13 protein-coding genes, 4 tRNA genes and 1 pseudogene are annotated in these 18430 nt (G+C 42.7%); 11 read left to right on the top strand and 7 right to left on the bottom strand.

Annotation, left to right across the window (positions count from 1 at the left end):
• Positions 1 to 55: 55 nt before the first annotated feature.
• The 3 genes and pseudogenes from HCZ91_RS08335 to HCZ91_RS08325 form a co-directional block, all read right to left on the bottom strand.
• Positions 56 to 637, bottom strand: a complete 582-nt coding sequence (locus HCZ91_RS08335) for a tetratricopeptide repeat protein (RefSeq protein WP_057758462.1) — start codon at positions 635 to 637, stop codon at positions 56 to 58.
• Between the two features lie 414 nt (positions 638 to 1051).
• On the bottom strand, positions 1052 to 1660 hold the full coding sequence (gene metW / locus HCZ91_RS08330) for a methionine biosynthesis protein MetW (protein WP_057758464.1): 609 nt from the start codon (positions 1658 to 1660) through the stop codon (positions 1052 to 1054).
• A 32-nt stretch (positions 1661 to 1692) separates the two neighbouring features.
• Positions 1693 to 3021, bottom strand: a pseudogene (locus tag HCZ91_RS08325) (homoserine O-acetyltransferase); the annotation flags it as partial.
• Between the two features lie 488 nt (positions 3022 to 3509).
• Between HCZ91_RS08325 and hemH the strand changes: the two are divergent.
• Positions 3510 to 4529: a ferrochelatase gene (hemH, locus tag HCZ91_RS08320; RefSeq protein ID WP_179799019.1), complete on the top strand. Its 1020-nt coding sequence runs from the start codon at positions 3510 to 3512 to the stop codon at positions 4527 to 4529.
• Positions 4530 to 4643: 114 nt separating this feature from the next.
• Here the strand turns inward: hemH and HCZ91_RS08315 are convergent, their stop codons facing one another.
• The 4 genes from HCZ91_RS08315 to HCZ91_RS08300 form a co-directional block, all read right to left on the bottom strand.
• Entirely contained in the window at positions 4644 to 5018 is a 375-nt protein-coding gene (locus HCZ91_RS08315) for a hypothetical protein (RefSeq protein ID WP_179799018.1), read from the bottom strand.
• A 290-nt stretch (positions 5019 to 5308) separates the two neighbouring features.
• Positions 5309 to 5767, bottom strand: a complete 459-nt coding sequence (locus tag HCZ91_RS08310; RefSeq protein ID WP_227684724.1) for a hypothetical protein — start codon at positions 5765 to 5767, stop codon at positions 5309 to 5311.
• A gap of 356 nt (positions 5768 to 6123) precedes the next feature.
• Positions 6124 to 9012 (bottom strand): DNA polymerase I, encoded by a 2889-nt coding sequence (polA, locus tag HCZ91_RS08305; RefSeq protein ID WP_257020022.1) that lies wholly within the window; start codon positions 9010 to 9012, stop codon positions 6124 to 6126.
• A gap of 313 nt (positions 9013 to 9325) precedes the next feature.
• Entirely contained in the window at positions 9326 to 9739 is a 414-nt protein-coding gene (locus tag HCZ91_RS08300; RefSeq protein ID WP_071002265.1) for an organic hydroperoxide resistance protein, read from the bottom strand.
• 266 nt (positions 9740 to 10005) lie between these two features.
• Between HCZ91_RS08300 and HCZ91_RS08295 the strand changes: the two genes are divergently transcribed.
• From HCZ91_RS08295 to HCZ91_RS13950, 10 genes are all read left to right on the top strand, one after another.
• Positions 10006 to 10908 (top strand): hypothetical protein, encoded by a 903-nt coding sequence (locus HCZ91_RS08295; RefSeq protein ID WP_179799016.1) that lies wholly within the window; start codon positions 10006 to 10008, stop codon positions 10906 to 10908.
• A gap of 205 nt (positions 10909 to 11113) precedes the next feature.
• On the top strand, positions 11114 to 12709 hold the full coding sequence (locus HCZ91_RS08290; RefSeq protein WP_102094627.1) for a peptide chain release factor 3: 1596 nt from the start codon (positions 11114 to 11116) through the stop codon (positions 12707 to 12709).
• A gap of 203 nt (positions 12710 to 12912) precedes the next feature.
• Positions 12913 to 13764: an RsiV family protein gene (locus tag HCZ91_RS08285; RefSeq protein WP_179799015.1), complete on the top strand. Its 852-nt coding sequence runs from the start codon at positions 12913 to 12915 to the stop codon at positions 13762 to 13764.
• Between the two features lie 157 nt (positions 13765 to 13921).
• Positions 13922 to 15142: an FHA domain-containing protein gene (locus tag HCZ91_RS08280; protein WP_179799014.1), complete on the top strand. Its 1221-nt coding sequence runs from the start codon at positions 13922 to 13924 to the stop codon at positions 15140 to 15142.
• Between the two features lie 175 nt (positions 15143 to 15317).
• Positions 15318 to 16814, top strand: a complete 1497-nt coding sequence (gene trpE / locus HCZ91_RS08275; RefSeq protein WP_179799013.1) for an anthranilate synthase component I — start codon at positions 15318 to 15320, stop codon at positions 16812 to 16814.
• 192 nt (positions 16815 to 17006) lie between these two features.
• A tRNA-Thr gene (locus HCZ91_RS08270) sits at positions 17007 to 17082 on the top strand.
• A gap of 67 nt (positions 17083 to 17149) precedes the next feature.
• Positions 17150 to 17233: transfer RNA gene (locus HCZ91_RS08265), tRNA-Tyr, on the top strand.
• Between the two features lie 84 nt (positions 17234 to 17317).
• Positions 17318 to 17391 (top strand) — tRNA-Gly (locus HCZ91_RS08260).
• A 103-nt stretch (positions 17392 to 17494) separates the two neighbouring features.
• Positions 17495 to 17569, top strand: a tRNA-Thr gene (locus HCZ91_RS08255).
• 209 nt (positions 17570 to 17778) lie between these two features.
• Complete coding sequence (locus HCZ91_RS13950) at positions 17779 to 18096, top strand: DUF6122 family protein (protein ID WP_257020013.1); 318 nt, start codon at positions 17779 to 17781, stop codon at positions 18094 to 18096.
• Positions 18097 to 18430: the final 334 nt, after the last annotated feature.

Below are 18430 nucleotides of genomic sequence, written 5' to 3'. Positions count from 1 at the left end.
CCCAGTAAAATACTGAGCTTTTTTTATATTCAATTCGTAATACGAAAGTTAGAGTTTACTTACTCTGGAACCAAGTATCTGCTTTGCTACGAGCACTGGCGATGTCATCACTTGATAAGTTTAATGCCAACTGACCAATTTTACCGCGTGCTTTGTTACGCACTTTTTCGTCTAGCATGCCATCACGGGCAGCCAAGTCATACCATTTATAGGCATCGACCAGATTTTTTTGCTTTTCATCTAATAGCGCAAGCGTGTAGCTGGCACGGTTATCGCCACGCATTGCAGCTTTTTCTAACCACAGACGGGCTTGTTGCAAGTTCGGCTGTACACCTTCGCCACGCAAATACATGATAGCAAGATTCAGCTGAGCAGGGGCAACGCCTTGCTGAGCCGCTTTGGTATACCACTGGATTGCTTGTTGGGTATTTTGCGCAATACCTTCACCTTTTTGCAAACGCTTGGCCAGATAGAACTGAGCATGATCGTTACCTTGGGCGGCACGACTAGACAACTCGCTCACAGGCATCAGCTCAAAACGTGAGGTATCAAGCGGTACGTTTGATATTAACTCAGCATTGGCTAAACCAGCACAAGAAAATAATGCAGTAAACAACGCAGCTTTTAATAATTTCATAGCAGCTCCAAAATTAGGCAGTTAATAAGCAAAAAAAAATTGTACCGCTAAACATTGTCTCGCTAAAGACAGTCAGACGGCGATAACAATTAGGTGGAATCTTGCGATATGAACTTACCTAATCATTAGCAAAAGGGGGTTGTCATCTCTAAATCAGAGATTTCACCCTAACTGATTAGACAAACGGTCGTAATAGTGGGGTGGCTGACAATATTTTGCTAGCTTAACACCCAAACTTACGAAACTCAAATACTAATTACAAGGTCTAATAGACGTTTGTACCTGATTGTCCTTAACAAAATCAGACAGTTACTAAAAAATTATATTAAGTTAACAATCTATTAAGGTTAATATCAGTACTTACAGCACTGTTTAGCAGTCTATAAAATACAAAGATAGCTAATGATTTATCGGCTATTTTTTGGTCACTCGGTAGATAGCGACGTCTGCTAACAAGTTAGGCGCTTGCCTAATTAACGCCTTCATTAGCGGTGTGTGACCTTTCTCAGAATCGCTAACGGCAAAACGATTAATAATATGAATATCATGCTGCGCACATAACAGCTCAAAATCTTTAAAGGTACATAGATGAATGTTTGGCGTGTTATACCATTCGTAAGGCAGCGCTTCAGAGACAGGCATCATACCTTTTAGCCCTAAATGAATGCGGTTTTGCCAATGCGCAAAGTTAGGGAAGGTAATGACTGCTTCACGGGCAACTCTCAGCATATCAAGCAACAACTCATCAGGTGCTTTTACTGCTTGTAGGGCACGTGCCATGACAACCGTGTCAAAGCTGTTATCAGCAAAGCGCGCTAGACCATCGTTGAGATCCTGCTCGACAATTGATAAGCCATTACCAATTGCCTCATTAATTTTATCTTCATCAATCTCTAGTCCGTAACCTGTCACGCCTAGTTTTTGCTGTAAGTGGGCAAGCAGCTCGCCATTGCCACAACCTAAGTCCAGTACATGTGCTTGCGGCGCAATCCAGCGCTCTGCCAGTTGGTGATCCATTCTCATGAGCGTTCTCCTGTGGCTGAGCGGCTAGGGGTAATAAATGGCGCAGTCAAAAATCCTTTGACCGCACCCATGTAGCGAGGAATATCAAACAAGAATGAGTCATGTCCGTGCGGCGCGTCAATATTGATATAGCTGACTGGTTTACCAGTGGCCATCAGTGCATCGACAATCTCTTGCGAGCGCTCAGGTGCAAAACGCCAATCAGTGGTAAATGACACGACTAGATACTGGCATTGTGTATGAGCAAAGGCAGCTTTAAGCGCAGAAAGCTCTTGCTGACGATCAGACTCAATATCTTCAATCGTCGTTACCGCATCTTCTAACTCACTCTGTGCATTGGCTTTGCTAGATTCGACTGACGCCGCGATTGAGTCTTCTATTTGCACTGCCGACTCTGTAGTATCTTTTGCTACCGTTGATGGGTAGTCGCGTATTGGATAGTCGCGCGTCGGATCAAAGTAATCTAAGGCTTTGGTCATGAGCAGATAGGTATTGGCATCGAAGTTTTCACTAAAGCGTTCGCCTTGATAGCGTAGGTAGCTTTCGACCTGAAACTCGACATCGTAACCATACATGAATTTACCTGATTTTAAATCACGGCCAAATTTGGCTTTCATCGCGTCATCAGTTAAATAGGTAATATGCCCAACCATACGCGCCAATATCAGTCCGCGACGAGGATAAGTGCCTTCTTGTATATAGCGCCCGTCTTTAAAGTCAGGATCGGATAATATAGATTGGCGCGCCACTTCGTTAAAGGCGATATTTTGAGCAGATAGCTTTGGCGTACTGGCAATGACCACACAGCGCTTTAATCGCTCTGGATAATCAACAGACCACTGTAGCGCTTGCATACCGCCCATTGAGCCGCCGACAATCGCATGCCAAACGTCGATGCCTAGACGATCTGAGAGCATTGCTTGGGTTTTTACCCAGTCTTTGATGGTGATCAGCGGAAAATCAGGGCCATACACTTGCGGCTCATCGCTGCTATCTGAATCAAGGCTGTCCGAACTAACACTATCCGAACCAACGCTATCAGGGTTAATAGTGGTAGGCCCTGTTGAACCAAAACAGCTGCCGATATTATTGACACACACCACATAAAACTGATTGGTATCAATCGCTTTATTAGGGCCAATCATATTGTCCCACCAGCCTGCTTTTTTGTCATCAGCACTATGGAAGCCAGCTGCATGATGATTGCCCGATAACGCGTGGCAAATCAGAATTGCATTTGATTTGTCGCTATTGAGCGTACCGTAAGTCTCTACCATCAAGTCAAACGAGGGCAGGGTACGGTTGCATTCTAACGTTAAGGGCTCAGCGAAATGAAAATTCTGAGGCGTAACGACACCCACAGACCCTACAGCACTGTCGGTATTGGCTGAGCTATTAGGGTGAGGTTGTGAATTAGGATGCTGGTCACTGGTATTATCAGAGCGTGCGTTCAAAGCTACCTCGCAAGACTACAATCATCAATAAAATAAAAGCAAAATGGCACGTTACTAACAGGCTATTTTACCTACACGGTTTTTATAAACTGGGCCTGCCTATTGTATGGTGATGCGCGTTGGAGTACAACCGTCGAGCGCGCCTTTCGAGCGTATCGATCATAGTTTGTATGTAAAATTCGCCATAGGCAAATAATGAACAAGTCCTAGCATCAAGTAATCAAGAGTTAATAAATAGCAACTGCGTATCAAATTGTATAGGGGCGCTTTTAGCCCGCGTCATTAATGGATAAAATGCTACACTAATGAGATGTCTATTCAACTATGTCTTAACAGTATCGTCTCTTATTACTTTGACCTAACCCTTAATAACTTACTGCTAATAAAGTGCTGCTATGAAACCTAAATTGCCCCCACGTATTGCCGTTTTGTTAGTGAATCTTGGTACGCCAGATGAGCCAACGGCACCTGCCGTACGTCGCTACCTCAAACAGTTTTTGTCAGACCCACGAGTGATCGAGATTCCCAAATTCCTATGGGTTATTATTCTGAATCTATTTGTCTTGCCCAGTCGTCCTAAACGCGTAGCAAAGGCTTATGCGAGCATTTGGGAAGGTGACTCACCGATTCGTAAAATACTAAAAAGCCAAGTTGGGCTATTAGAACCACGTTTGGCTGATAGTGTGGCACCGTTTCGTGTCTCTGTGCATCCTGCGATGAGCTATGGTAATCCTGGTTTGCCTGATGTCATGGACGCGCTACGTGGTGAAGGGGTTGATCACTTTGTCATACTGCCGTTGTTTCCACAGTACTCTGCCTCTTCAGGCGGTGCTGTATATGATGCGCTGACGAAGTGGACGCTCAAGCAACGCAACTTGCCAAATTATACGATTGTCAAAGACTACTTTGCCCATCCGCTATATATTCAAGCTTTGGCCAACTCTATTCGCCGTTTTCAAGAGAAGCATGGCAAGCCTGAAAAATTGATGTTTAGTTTTCATGGTATTCCGCAGCCTTATGCTGATAAAGGTGATCCGTATCCTAAACGTTGTAAATGTACCGCTGCGCAAGTGGCACATGAACTTGGCCTGAACGATGACGAATGGATTATCAGTTTTCAGTCACGCTTTGGTAAGCAAGAGTGGGTTAAGCCATATACCGATGTGGTGTTGGAAGATTGGGGTAAGTCAGGTGTGCGCTCGGTACAGGTGATCAGTCCAGCGTTTTCAGCAGATTGTCTAGAAACATTAGAGGAGCTAGCCATTGAAAACCGTGATAACTTCCTTAATGCTGGCGGGCAAGAGTATCATTATATTCCTGCTCTAAACCTTGATGAAACACATATTGAATTGCTTGAAGCGTTGAGTTTGCCATTGGTAAAAGGTTGGGCTGGCACGCTAGATGGTTGGGTTTAGACAGTCGAAAGTCGCTGTTTTAGTAAGTTGAATAGTAGAATAAAAAAAGCACGCTTAACTATATTAAGCGTGCTTTTTTGGTTTAGAGGGGTAGGTCAACAATCGTATTAAGTTCTAAAAATCATCATCGTTGCTACGTTCGGCCGCTTCTCTATCAACAATATCCATCGCATCTGGATAATCACTGTCATCAAGATTGTCCTGAACCAAAATCTCATCGACACGTGACTCATCGATATTTTGACGATGCGCAGGTGTGAGTCCTTGAGTCGCATCACTACCGACTTCTGAGTTATTAAATCCCGCACTATTATCAATCACATCATCGTTATCGATGGTATGCAGCATAGGATTGTCCAAATCAACCAATTGGTTGTCTTGTTCATCCTGATTATTGTTATCTAAGTTATCGACGTTGTCATTATTGTCACGACGATTACCGTCAATATGATCCATCTCTTTTGGTAGTGGGTTTTTTGAATTTTCCATGAATAATTCCTTATTGTAGTTATTAGATGTCGCCATCATTAGAAATAAAAATATCGCGCTGACTTGTTAAAGTCATCGCTCATTGCACTGTAGATAATATGCTTCTCAGTTTGTACGCTTATTCAACTTTTCACTAGTAGTAAGGTGTGACAGGATGTTCAAAAAATGTAAGACGATGATTAGAATACAATTACGACTACTCAAGATGAGTAGTCGTAATTATTTATGAAATTTATGCTAAGTCTTTGTACGATAGCCAGATCGCTACATAAATAATAAAACTTATAGTTTTAATTATTGGCGTGGTCGAACTTATAATTTAACTTCTGAACCAGACATGACTGATAGTCAGCCAGTTTAAATCGCCATAAATAGGTCAAGGCAATACCGTAGATTGCAGTCTCAGCCAGCTCTTCGACAATTTCACCAAATGTATGCGGGAACATAATAGCGTTCTCGCCCATGTACTGAATGACAGCAAGTACAGTAACGCTAAGATAGAGCGAAACTGGCACGTTTTTTAGCACTGCCCATAGGTAATGCCTCGAATAGACCAGCAAACCAAGCGCGACGAGATAGATAACGGTAAGGACGCTGTCCTCCCACCAGTCATAAGATTGACCAAGCATCGAAAAGTCGCTTGGAACCAGTAAGTCTGGTAGATAGTTCAACTCTCGACGAATGACAGAAACAAATATAAGTACGGCTGCCAGCCAAAAAGCCTTAATTTGTTTGACATGACTTTTCATAACATATTGTAAAATACGCAACAGGCATGCTATCAAAAGTATAATGCCAGGGACTTCAATGATGCCATCTGAGCTCAAAATAAATGACTCCTGCGTATCAAAAAGAATGTGTTAAAAACAAAAAAGTGAGCCTAAAGGCTCACTTTAAAGCAAAAAATATCGAATAGTTAGGGTTTAACAGATGACCTATTATAAACCCCATATTTAGATATTACTGTTATGAAATATAACTAACTGGTCATAAGTGATTGTTAATATAAACAATATATAATGACTCATTGTAGTATCAGTTATCAAAAACTGTCATATCTGCAAGGTGCATGAATAATACTACCTGACAAAATGACAGTTAGTGATTAGTGTGCCTCATCCCAGTTTTGACCACTATCAGCCTCGACTAATAAAGGTACTGCAAAGTCTACATTCCAGCCTTTTTCTACTGCTGTAGTCGTCAATACATCTTGCATAGCATTAGTAATTAGCTGGCTAACTTCGTCTACTTTATCGGCATCTACTTCAAACACCAATTCATCGTGAACCTGTAGCAGCATTTTGGCTTGTTCTTTTGGCAGCACTTTATCAACGGCAATCATAGCAAGCTTGATTAAATCGGCAGCAGAGCCTTGTAGTGGGGCGTTAATCGCCGCGCGCTCAGCACCTTGCTTGACCATACGATTACTATGATTGATATCAGGCGTATAGAGCTTACGACCTAATATCGTCTCGACATAACCTTGTTCATAGGCGCTGGCACGAGTATTGATCATATAGTTTTTGACGCCTGGATAACGCTCAAAGTACATATCGATATAGTCTTGTGCCTCGCCGCGGCTCATCTGTAGCTGCTTGGCAAGTCCAAAGGCACTCATTCCGTATAACAGACCAAAATTAATGGCTTTAGCATTACGACGTTCGGTCGAAGTGACGTCTGCGACATCCTTACTAAGTACTTCGGCAGCGGTGGCCGCGTGAATATCTAACCCTTCGTTAAAGGCATGAGTTAGGTTCTTATCACCTGAGAAGTGCGCCATTAGACGCAACTCAATTTGTGAATAATCCGCTGCCAAAATAACGCGACCTTCTGGTGCGATAAAGGCTTGACGAATGAGGCGACCAGTCGCAGTACGAATGGGAATGTTTTGTAAGTTAGGATCTGTTGAGGACAAACGCCCAGTACTCGTTAATGCCTGATGGTAGCTAGTATGTACGCGATCGGTTTCGCTATCTGCGACATTATCGAGTGCATCAGTATAAGTGCTTTTGAGCTTAGACAGCCCGCGATACTCTAGCGTAATATCAACCAATGGATGATCGATTTTTGATAGTACAGCCTCACCAGTCGAGTATTGACCAGACTTGGTTTTTTTGCCACCAGCCACGCCTAGCTTTTCAAATAGCATCTCACCGAGCTGCTTAGGAGAGCCTAAGTTAAACTCTTCGCCGGCCACTTCATAGGCGCGTTTTTCTAGAGCGATAATTTCTTCATCAAAGCGTTTTGATAGCTCGTTTAAGAATGAACGTTTAATCAGAATACCATGCGCTTCCATTTGGCAAAGTATCTCTGCTGTTGGAATCTCTAGCTCGTGTAACAATTTGGCATTATTGGCATCGTTAGCCAGCTCAACGCTGAATACGTCAAATAATTGATAGGTGATATCAGCATCTTCACAAGCATAGTCGCTCGCGATATCGATGGCCACTTGGTCAAAGGTAACTTGCTTAGCGCCTTTACCTGCCACATCTTCAAAGCTGATGGTTTGCGTTTGCAGATAATGGCGTGCCAAATCGTCCATACCGTGTCGAGTCGCTGCCGCATTGATAACGTAGCTGGCAAGCATGGTATCCATCGCCCAGTTATTTGGCTGCTCATGTATCGCACCGACTAGGTCGATATCATAGTGAGCAAGGATATGCGCATCGTACTTTAGATGCTGTCCGATTTTACCGATATTAGGATTTTCTAAGACAGGTTTTAAGCGAGCTAATACTGTATCGCGATCAAGCTGCTTGGCTATTAGCTCATCACCTTCTAGGCTATGCGTAAGCGGAATGTAATAGGCTTCGTGTGCTTGCAATGCGAAAGATAAACCGACGATTTGTGCATCACGCCAATGAACGCTAGTGGTTTCGGTATCAATGACAAAATGCGGAGCAGCTTCTAACAATTCGACCAAGCTATCAAACGCTGGCTCATCGAGTACAGTGTGCCACGCTTTATCATGGTTAGTACTGTCTTTGATGTTGTCAGTATTGGTCGATTGGAGCGATTTTGCTACCTGTGCCTGTGACTCAGTATTGGCTTGGCTATCAGCAACACTTTTAGAGCCATTGGCAGGGTGATTTGGATGATCGAGCGATGCCAGCTCATTTCTAAACTCAAGCTCATTATATAAGTCGCGCAATTCATCTATATGCGCACAAGGGTCGGTATTGATTTTTAGATCATTCCAATCTTGACCGATGGCTAAGTTGGTGACGATGGTGGCTAGCTTCCTATTAAAAGGAATATCGTCGGCGTGTTCGATCAGACCTTTCGCCCCGCGACCTTTGATAAAGCCAATGTGCTTGAGCATGTTTTCAATATCACCATACTCAACGAGTAGGTCTTTAGCGGTCTTTTTACCGATGCCAGGTACACCTTTGATACCGTCAGAGGCATCACCCATGAGCGTCAAAAAATCAATCATTTGGTTTGGGTTAATGCCGAACTTATCGATCACCGCTGGTGTATCCGTGACTTTACCAGTAAAGCTGTCTTCTAAGATGACGCAATCATTGACCAACTGCATCATGTCTTTATCGCCCGTTGAGATGACCACATGGTGACCTTGCTCGACGGCACGATAGGCAAGTGTACCGATGATATCATCGGCCTCTGCACCCTCGATACGTAATAGCGGAATACCCAAGGCGCTGACCAAACGATGAATATAAGGAATTTGCTCTACCAGCTCTATATCGATAGGCGGACGAGCGGCCTTATAGTCAGGCGACATATGATGGCGAAAAGTCGGTGACTTTGTATCGAAGCAGACGGCCATATGAGTAGGGTGATAACGACGCATCAGTTTTAGCAGCGCATTCAAGGTACCGCGAATCGCATTGGTGATTAGACCCTGCGAGTTTTGCATGGTCTTTGGGAGGGCATGATAGGTGCGAAACAGATAATACGAGCCGTCGACTAAGATAAAGGGCGGCTGATCTTTGTCTACGTGACTGGTATCCATCAGTGCCACATTTGGCATATCGTCAAAATTCGGTAAGGTTTTAGGATCGAGTGCTTGATGGGAGTTGTGGTCGTTATCGGCGGTATTGTCAGCTATATTATCAGTCATAAAAGTCACTTATCAGCTATTAGATAAAAATATGTCCTTATTATAACGATAAAAACAGTGCGTGCCGAACTGCTTAACCGTTACGAGATGTTCTGGCGGTTTTATTTTTTCACCAAAATTTCAAACAAAAAAAGAACCCAGACCAGCTGAGTTCTTCTATAATTAACGTATTTTTAATTAACTACTTTCTTAATTAATCATTGATAATGAGTCTCATAATGCGTTACTTTACTTCTGAGGTGACTTCAACATCGATGTTGCCGCGTGTGGCTTTAGAATATGGGCATACTTGGTGCGCTTTCTCGACCAACTGTTGAAACTCGTCAGCTGACAATTCTGTATTTTCACCAATGACATGAATTTTAGCAGCCAGTTTATAGTCATGGCCTTCGCCTTGAAGCAAATCTACTTCAATTGAAGTGGTTGAATCAAACTTTGCTTTTTCCATTTGCTTAACAGCTGCAAGGGCGCCATCAAAGCAGGCACTGTATCCCATGGCAAATAGTTGTTCTGGGTTATTGCCCTCTTTTCCAGAGCCTGGTGGTACCATGTTTATAGTCAGGTCATTGTCACTTAAGCTTGCTGAACCTGCCCGGCCGCCAGTAACAGTCGCTTTGGTAGAATATAGAGTTTTCATAACACATCCTTTGTTGTGAGTTTTTATGTTTATATCTGAATGGTAAATCTCAACGTGAAACCTAGCATAACAAATCGCAGGCGCAGCTCAGTGCATTGGGAGTAAATATATACTACTAGTTTGTAAATGAGATTTCGGGCACAGTTTTATTCGTTTCTAGATTTACAAGCTTATTGTACAGTCGTCAAAGAGGTGCAATAGCGGTAATGAGCCATATATATTATCAGTACAGATAATAGAAATCTGAATCATAAGGACATTGTTTGATGAATAGATGGATTGCGATACCTAGTGTTTGTTTTTTGACGACGCTCGCTTTGATAGGGTGCGAGGAAGAAGACGGCGCTTATGGGACGGCTAGTAGCAAGATTACATTGACAAGCTTTGCTAATAGTTATGATAGCAAAGCCAATGCTACGGCAATTGCGCGAATTGATGAAACGTATCGTACTGGTGCGCGCGAGATCAAAACAACCAATCTCATCAATAGTTATAGCAATCAAAGCCTGAATGATTTAGACAGAACCGTGCTGGCAGATGACTTCGAGGGTCGACTTGAAAATAAAGACATCGAGGTTAATGGTCGGACGGTCAAACGTCCTATTTATGAAAAAAACAGTAATAACAAACTAGGCTACGAAACCACTTATAAGACGCTTAACTTATCAGGGCTGCGTGCTAACAGCTATGTTGCTAGTACAAACGTGAATAATAGATACGGTATTATTACCGACTTAAACAACTATCCTGAAATTCCGACCAATGTTGCTTTTCCTGAAGGGTCGGTTTGTTATATCCCTGTAATAACCAGTGAGCGCTCATTTTTGGCATTTAATGAGAAAAACAAGACTGGATATGCTTCAATAGAAAGATGGATTGAAGTGGCCAAAACCCGCTTTAGTGCGGATAGAGATCATAGAACCTCTCAGTTCGGAGTTGGCGTAGGCAATCAGCAACAAGCCGCGCAAGTCATGTTTTTCGAATACGATGATCAGCCTGCTTATGAATATAGCGGTGTTGAGTATGGAAAAGACGTCTATGAGGCAAACTATGTCGCCAAAGGTAGCACCGACCCGAACACAGACAGTCGTTTTGACGTAGTTGATTGTACAATCGTCAATGAGATAGCTGGCGACTTCTTGGCTGAGCAAATCGAACGCTACTATTGAGATGAATTGATGACTATTAGTCGTGCTAATTAAGCAGGATGATCGTAATTAAAAAGCCCAAAAACACGCTTCGTTTAAATAACGGGGCGTGTTTTTTTATACGCTAATTCTGCACCCTGATGCTAAATCCGCTACAATACGCCCATTATTTATTTTATTTATTTAGAGTCACTTCTAAATCACATAACTGTTGAAGCTGAAAATTATGAGCGTAGATCCAAAGAAATTAAACAAAGAAGTTGCTAAGCGCCGCACCTTTGCCATCATCTCGCATCCCGATGCTGGTAAGACCACCATGACCGAAAAACTCCTGTTGTGGGGTCAAGCGATTCAGGTAGTGGGCGAAGTAAAAGGCCGTAAGACAGATCGTCATGCAACCTCAGATTGGATGAGCATGGAGCAAGAGCGTGGTATCTCGATTACGACGTCTGTCATGCAGTTTCCGTATAAAGACCATATGGTCAACCTACTAGATACCCCAGGTCACGCCGACTTTAGTGAAGATACTTACCGTACTTTGACCGCAGTGGATAGTGCGCTGATGATGGTCGATGGCGCAAAAGGTGTCGAAGAACGAACCATCAAGCTGATGGAAGTGTGTCGTATGCGCGATACACCTATCATCTCATTCGTCAACAAGCTAGATCGTCAGATTCGTGAGCCGCTTGAATTGCTTAGCGAAATCGAAGCAGTGTTGAAAATCAAATGTATCCCAGTGACTTGGCCTATCGGTATGGGTCAAGACTTCATCGGTGTCTATCATTTGACTGAAAATAAAACTTACTTTTATGAAAAAGGTAATGGCGGCAAGATGACGGTCTCGGAAACCCGAGAAGGCTACGATTATCCAGATATCCGTGAGCGTCTAGGACAGTTGATGTTTGATGCTTTTGAAGAGTCGCTTGAGCTGGTACAGATGGCGCTAGAAGAGTTCAGTGTTGAAGCGTTTTTGGCTGGCGAGATGACGCCAGTATTGTTTGGCACAGCATTGGGTAACTTTGGGGTAAACATGGTACTTGATACCTTGGTCAAATATGCACCGCCACCAAAAGCCCATCCAACGACTGAGCGTGAAGTATCAGCCACCGAGACAGATTTTACAGGCTTCGTCTTTAAAATTCAGGCCAATATGGATCCACGTCATCGTGACCGTATTGCGTTCTTGCGAGTGTGCTCTGGTAAGTACGAGAAGGGCATGAAAATGAAACATGTGCGTCTGGGTAAAGACGTACGTATTGCTGATGCGCTGACCTTTTTAGCAGGTGACCGCGAGGCGCTAGAAGAAGCCTATCCGGGTGATATCATTGGTTTGCATAACCATGGCACCATCTCCATCGGTGACAGCTTCACTGAAGGCGAAGAGTTAAGCTTTACCGGTATTCCGCATTTTGCTCCTGAATTGTTCCGCCGTGTGGTACTAAAAGATCCGCTTAAATCAAAAGCTCTGCAAAAAGGTCTTCAACAATTAAGTGAAGAGGGCGCAACGCAGGTCTTTATGCCGCAGATTAATAATGATTTGGTTTTGGGTGCGGTCGGTGTCCTACAGTTTGAGGTAGTCGCGCATCGTCTCAAAGAAGAGTACAAGGTTCAATGTACCTTTGAGCCAGTATCGATAGCTACGGTACGCTGGATTCATTGCGATGATGAAGTAGCATTGGCGAAGTTCAAGAAGAAAGCTCATGACCAATTATCAATAGATGGTGGTGGTTATTTAACGTACCTTGCACCATCACGTGTTAACTTACAGTTGATGCAAGATCGTTATCCAGAAGTGACTTTTAGCAGTACGCGTGAGCATTAAAATCAGCCACATCGCTGTATTGTTTATCTATTAAGACACGCTAGCCGTGTCTTTTTTATTGTCTGTTATTTATGTGATAAATGCGAGGAGATAAGCATTTAATTGTCAACAGAACCTTAAAAACACAAACAGTGTTCCTACAATACAGTGCAATTGTTACGGTAGAATGATAAACAACATTTTATATTTATAAAAGAGGACATATGCACACTACGACTCAAACTGATGATAAATCTATATCGGCTGATCTATTTTCGATAAAGGTAAGCCAGAGACGTTCAATTGCTATGTTAACTGGCAGCCTATTATTAAGTGCCGTTAGTATGTCGGTAAATGCAGGAAGCTTTCTTAGCAGCACGGAATATCTACCGTATCAACTACCCAGTAATATACAAGAGACATGTGACAAGCGTGATAACTGTCCAGAGATTGAAGTTAAATATCTCAAAAGCAGTCAAAACTGGATAGATGAGATTGCCAATGCCCGTATCGATAACTTAGTCGTCAATAGTCAGATGACAGAGTCAGCACCTATCAAGGGTGAAAGCAGCGAAAAAGAAGTTACGGCTGCTCTTGATAGCTTTGTGAGCTCACAATTTCGAGATATGCCTGATGATGTGTCGTGGGGTTATAATCTGATGGTAGCGCCCAATTATCTAGGTCATGTCGATGACTTTGAACTGTTTGAGATTAGCTCTTATATCTATACTGGCGGTGCACACGGCATGCCTTATAGCGAGTATCTAGTATTTGACCCAAGTACCAAGAAGCAAGTCATGCTTGACGACATGCTTATCTCAGGGCAAAAACCTCGTTTTGAGGCACTTGCCTATGATGCATATAAAGTGTGGGTTAAAACGGTTGCCGAAGACGTGAATAGTTATGAGAAAAACTGGCCATTTACGTTAAGCGATAATGTGACCTTGACTGATAAAGGCGTTAGCATTCGTTACCAGCATTATTCTATCGGCCCATATGCTTACGGTATGCCTATTCTTAATATCCCCTATAACAAGCTCGACAAAGTTATAAAACCTCACTTTATACCAAAGTAAATACTGTATGGTGTTTGAGGAAAGTACTTAATAAACCGTGCTAGGCAACTATTATTAAAGAAATAGCGACAATACTTATCACAAATTGGCAGTAATATTTTAGAGTTATTATTTTTAGCATCATTGGATATTCAATAGAAAAATAAGGAGTTATAACATGACAAACGAGACAGAAAGTACGAATACGGCAGCAAGTACAACTTGGCAGCTGAATGCATTGACCGAAGCGCTAGGTGACCTAACACTGACGGTTAGTGATAGCTTATCTATAGGTCGTGGTAGTGATAACGACGTAGTCCTAGGTAGCAAGCAGGTTTCTCGCAATCACGCGGTACTCAGTGTGTTAGACGGTCAGCTGTACGTAAAAGACTTAGACTCTTCTAATGGTACGTTTATCAATGAGCAACGTATTGCAGGTAATGAATCTAGTCATCTCAAAGCAAATGATACGCTTGGCTTTGCAAGTTTTAGCTTTCAAGTACAGGCATCTGCTGCGCCAGTGACCACAGAGGAGTTAGTAGCAGATGCACATGAAAATGCTGACACAGCTGCCGTGCTGGAAACTACTGCTAGTGAGCCTGTGACTGAAGAGCAGATAATTGAGGAAAGCGTTCTTGAGGAAGAGCCGATCATAGAGCAAACAGTTAATGAGCCAGTGATCAAAGAGACTGGCATCGAAGAAATGTTGCCTGCTACAGATGATACTATACCTGTAGAATCTTTATCTGTAGATGCCGGCTCAGATATGACCGAAGAATCAGTAACCCCTACGCACGAAACCGTTGAACCGGCTGTTGAAGAACCGGCTGTTGAAGAACCAGCTGTTGAAGAGCTAGCTACTGAAGAAGCCGTTGCTACAGAGCCAGTTGTCAAAAAAACAGGGATTGATGAAGTACTGTCTGACGCGGATGCAGCATCGCCTACGCCAGTAGAAGACACGCCAGTTGCTACAGAAGTAGTAGCTGACGCATCTGTACCAACAGCAACCCAAACAGAGGCTGTGACGACTACAGAGCCACCAAAGACAGCATCTACTGATAGCGCGCCAGTGGTAGAAGAGCAGCCAGCAGTGCATGAAGAGCCAGCAGTCCAAGACGAACACGACAAAACGACAAAAACAGAGTTACAAGAAGAAGCTGACCCTGAAGTTTTAAAAGCCAAACAAGCAGCTAGTGCACAGTTTTCAGGCACGGCTAATTTAGGGCAGCCGCGCGATCTTGGTACCGAAGGCAATAATGCGATGGATCAAGAAATCAGCAACCCTGCTCATGCAGGTCATGTAGAGAAAAAAGCGAGCGGCGGCTGGTTTATATGGGTATTTGTGACCATTCTAATTATCGGTTTGGCCTTATGGTTGTTTAATATGGGCGGTGCATAATTCAAATCTACACTAGGTCTTTGTCGTAATTTTTGATAGAGAGCCTTGTTGTGCTTACCGTTTTTTAAACAAATGACTCATTATAGCGTCGATATTTTAGCGAATATTGGCGCTATATTTTATAGAGCAGCTTATAGTTTTATTATTGCCTATAAGGTGCTAAGAGAGCGCTATTATGATGACTTTTGAAGAATACCAAGCTTTTAGAGATAGAGGCTTTAGTCACGCACCACTAGTAAAAAAACGTCTGATGGATGCGCAGACTCCCGTATCTGTATTCTCAAAAGTGCGTGACCTAAATGGCTCTGCCTATCTATTTGAGTCTGTGGTAGGTGGTGAGCGCTGGGCACGATACTCCATGATTGGATTGGGTAGTGATCTGATTTTGCAGTACGCTGATGGCAATATGACGACCAAACGAAACGATCATATCGATACAGAGTCAGTAGAGGATCCTTTTGATTACCTGCGTGAGCTGATGGCGCAATATCATATGCCAACCGCTGAAGATGTGCCGACGATGCCGAGCTTTAGTGGCGGTCTAGTCGGTTACTTTGGATATGATATGGTACGTGTTATTGAGCCAAGTGTCGGCTTATCTGATGCGGCCAATCCAATGTCGATGCCAGATATGTGGCTGATGCTTTCGATGAGCATTATTGTATTTGATAATTTAGAGAATACGCTATCAATCATCGTCTATGCTGATTGCCAGTCTGAGGATGGCTACAGTTCAGCTATCCGTGAGCTAGAACAAATCGAAGAAAAGCTAGCAGAGCCATCCAATTTGCGCGCACCTGTAATGCCTACGCCTAAATTTATATCGCAAACAGGTGCCGAAAAATACTGTAGCGATGTCAATAAAATAAAGGATTACATTGCCGCAGGTGACGTCATACAGGTAGTGCCAGCGCAGCGATTGACAGCGGACTATACAGGCGACTCTCTAGCCGTCTATCGTGCGCTTCGCTACCTTAATCCGTCGCCTTATCTGTTCTTGGTGCATGGCTATACACTCGATGATCACAAACGCTTTGATATTATCGGTGCTTCTCCTGAAATCCTATCCCGTATCGAAAATGGCAAAGTGACGGTAAGGCCGCTAGCAGGGACACAGCAACGTGGCCGAGATGAAGCTGAAGATCTAGCGCTTGAGCAAGAGCTGCTAAATGATGAAAAGGAGACAGCCGAGCATTTGATGCTCATTGATTTGGGTCGCAATGATATTGGCCGCGTTTGCGAGTATGGCAGTGTCAAAGTCACAGAAAAGATGTTTATAGAGCGCTACTCACAAGTAATGCACATCGCATCTAACGTTGAGGGCACGATACGAGCTGACAAAGATGCACTAGATGTGTTTTGCGCTACCTTTCCAGCTGGTACGCTATCGGGTGCACCCAAAATCCGCGCCATGCAAATTATCGATGAGATAGAACCAGTACGTCGAACAGTGTTTGGTGGCTCAGTTGGTTATCTAGGTTGGAATGGTAATATGGACACGGCCATTGCTATCCGTACTGCGGTGATGCGCCGTGGTGAGATACATATTCAAGCTGGAGCAGGGGTTGTCGCTGATTCTGTGCCAGAAAAAGAATGGGATGAAACCAATAAAAAAGCATTGGCATTAATAAAAGCGGTAGAAATGGCCTGTAATGGCTTGCGTATTCGCTAATTAAATAGCCAGTGATATGGCAAAAATAAAGGCTGCAAGTAAAAAGCCAATTTATTGCCATATTTTTATTTATAAAAAAACCAGCTTAATCAGTAACTTAAATATTCATATCAAATTAATTTAAAAAAAGATGAAAAAGTACTTGCGCATCTCAAAAAATTTGATAGAATAGCCACCACTTTAAGAGAACAAGCCGACTTAGCTCAGTTGGTAGAGCAACTGACTTGTAATCAGTAGGTCGCCAGTTCGATCCCGGCAGTCGGCACCATCTCTCTTAAAGTAGCTTTTTATGAATTTGTCTTAAATGTAAGTCATTTTTGTTCAAAGCAACCTAAGGTGGGGTTGGGGAGCGGTCAAACCCAACAGACTGTAAATCTGTCGCGAAAGCTTCGAAGGTTCGAATCCTTCCCCCACCACCATATTTTCTAAAGTTTGTCATAGCGCCAAGCATACTCTCTATATCTCATAACTCTCGATTAGAGTTATCCTGAATAAGAGTAAATGCGGGTGTGGTATAATGGTAACACCTTAGCCTTCCAAGCTAATGACGCGGGTTCGATTCCCGCCACCCGCTCCATATATACACCATCGCAAAGCATAACAATAAATCATCACGAGAGTCAGTAATTATTGCTGCATCGTGATATTTTTTTTAGTGCAACTCAAAGGTCTTAACACACGCTCATATAGCTCAGCGGTAGAGCACTCCCTTGGTAAGGGAGAGGTCTCGAGTTCAATTCTCGATATGAGCTCCATTTATTGTTTATACCTTTTATGCTTGTTTTGCTATTTATATAACTTTGCGTCGATATCGAAATTATAGAATATTGAAATATATAACAGTAGTGCGGTAGACAATGATTCAAAGGTGACACTGAGGTGTTGCCTTTTAGTGCTGTCAGTATATTAATAAATATTGGTTTTGATGGTCTTATATAGAGAAGACTAAAACTAATAGGTCAGTATGCAGATATTAATACATTATTTTTTGCACTTTGGTTTTCCTCTTTTTATCGCGATTGCGTTTTTTAGAAAAGAGTGGAAAAAAGCATATCTGATTTTGCTTGCAACCATGTTGGTTGATATAGATCATCTGGTAGCAAACCCAATATTTCAGGCAAATAGATGTAGCATTAATTTTCATCCGTTACATACCTATTATGCGATGCTAGTGTATTTTGTTTTACTCTTTCTTCGTAAGCCTCTTAATATCATTGGAATTGGATTGCTGTTCCATATGTTAACGGATTTTACGGATTGTTTGATGATGTCGGTCAGCTAATATCGCGACCTTGCATATCAAGATAATTATACGGTTATAAGAAAGGTTATAATCAATCGAGCTTTATATCTACTAGTTAGAGAGAAGTCGATTTCGATTGAGAGATGTATGACTATTTAAGACAAGTCAGCGTATAATAACGGATACAAGAATTAGTTCGGAGCATTGTTTAAGCAGTGGTTCGTGCGGTTGATAGCTAGGTTTATGATGATTTAATTCTATTATGAGCCATTAAACAGCTTTTTATTGATCATTCACCAAAAAAAGAGGAAATACCCATGGCAAAGGCCAAGTTTGAACGTAACAAGCCACACGTCAACGTCGGTACAATCGG

This window comes from Psychrobacter sp. BI730 (assembly GCF_013414195.1).
Taxonomy (GTDB): domain Bacteria; phylum Pseudomonadota; class Gammaproteobacteria; order Pseudomonadales; family Moraxellaceae; genus Psychrobacter.
The sequence above is the reverse complement of the archived record's forward strand: the minus strand, read 5'-3'. Positions and strand labels throughout refer to the sequence as shown.

Excerpts from the sequence above, each read along its gene's own strand:
- HCZ91_RS08335 (WP_057758462.1), bottom strand. The coding sequence starts at position 637 with ATGAAATTATTAAAAGCTGCGTTGTTTACTGCATTATTTTCTTGTGCT.
- metW (WP_057758464.1), bottom strand. The coding sequence starts at position 1,660 with ATGAGAATGGATCACCAACTGGCAGAGCGCTGGATTGCGCCGCAAGCA.
- hemH (WP_179799019.1), top strand. The coding sequence starts at position 3,510 with ATGAAACCTAAATTGCCCCCACGTATTGCCGTTTTGTTAGTGAATCTT.
- HCZ91_RS08315 (WP_179799018.1), bottom strand. The coding sequence starts at position 5,018 with ATGGAAAATTCAAAAAACCCACTACCAAAAGAGATGGATCATATTGAC.
- HCZ91_RS08310 (WP_227684724.1), bottom strand. The coding sequence starts at position 5,767 with ATGAAAAGTCATGTCAAACAAATTAAGGCTTTTTGGCTGGCAGCCGTA.
- polA (WP_257020022.1), bottom strand. The coding sequence starts at position 9,012 with ATGCCAAATGTGGCACTGATGGATACCAGTCACGTAGACAAAGATCAG.
- HCZ91_RS08300 (WP_071002265.1), bottom strand. The coding sequence starts at position 9,739 with ATGAAAACTCTATATTCTACCAAAGCGACTGTTACTGGCGGCCGGGCA.
- HCZ91_RS08295 (WP_179799016.1), top strand. The coding sequence starts at position 10,006 with ATGAATAGATGGATTGCGATACCTAGTGTTTGTTTTTTGACGACGCTC.
- HCZ91_RS08290 (WP_102094627.1), top strand. The coding sequence starts at position 11,114 with ATGAGCGTAGATCCAAAGAAATTAAACAAAGAAGTTGCTAAGCGCCGC.
- HCZ91_RS08285 (WP_179799015.1), top strand. The coding sequence starts at position 12,913 with ATGCACACTACGACTCAAACTGATGATAAATCTATATCGGCTGATCTA.
- HCZ91_RS08280 (WP_179799014.1), top strand. The coding sequence starts at position 13,922 with ATGACAAACGAGACAGAAAGTACGAATACGGCAGCAAGTACAACTTGG.
- trpE (WP_179799013.1), top strand. The coding sequence starts at position 15,318 with ATGATGACTTTTGAAGAATACCAAGCTTTTAGAGATAGAGGCTTTAGT.
- HCZ91_RS13950 (WP_257020013.1), top strand. The coding sequence starts at position 17,779 with ATGCAGATATTAATACATTATTTTTTGCACTTTGGTTTTCCTCTTTTT.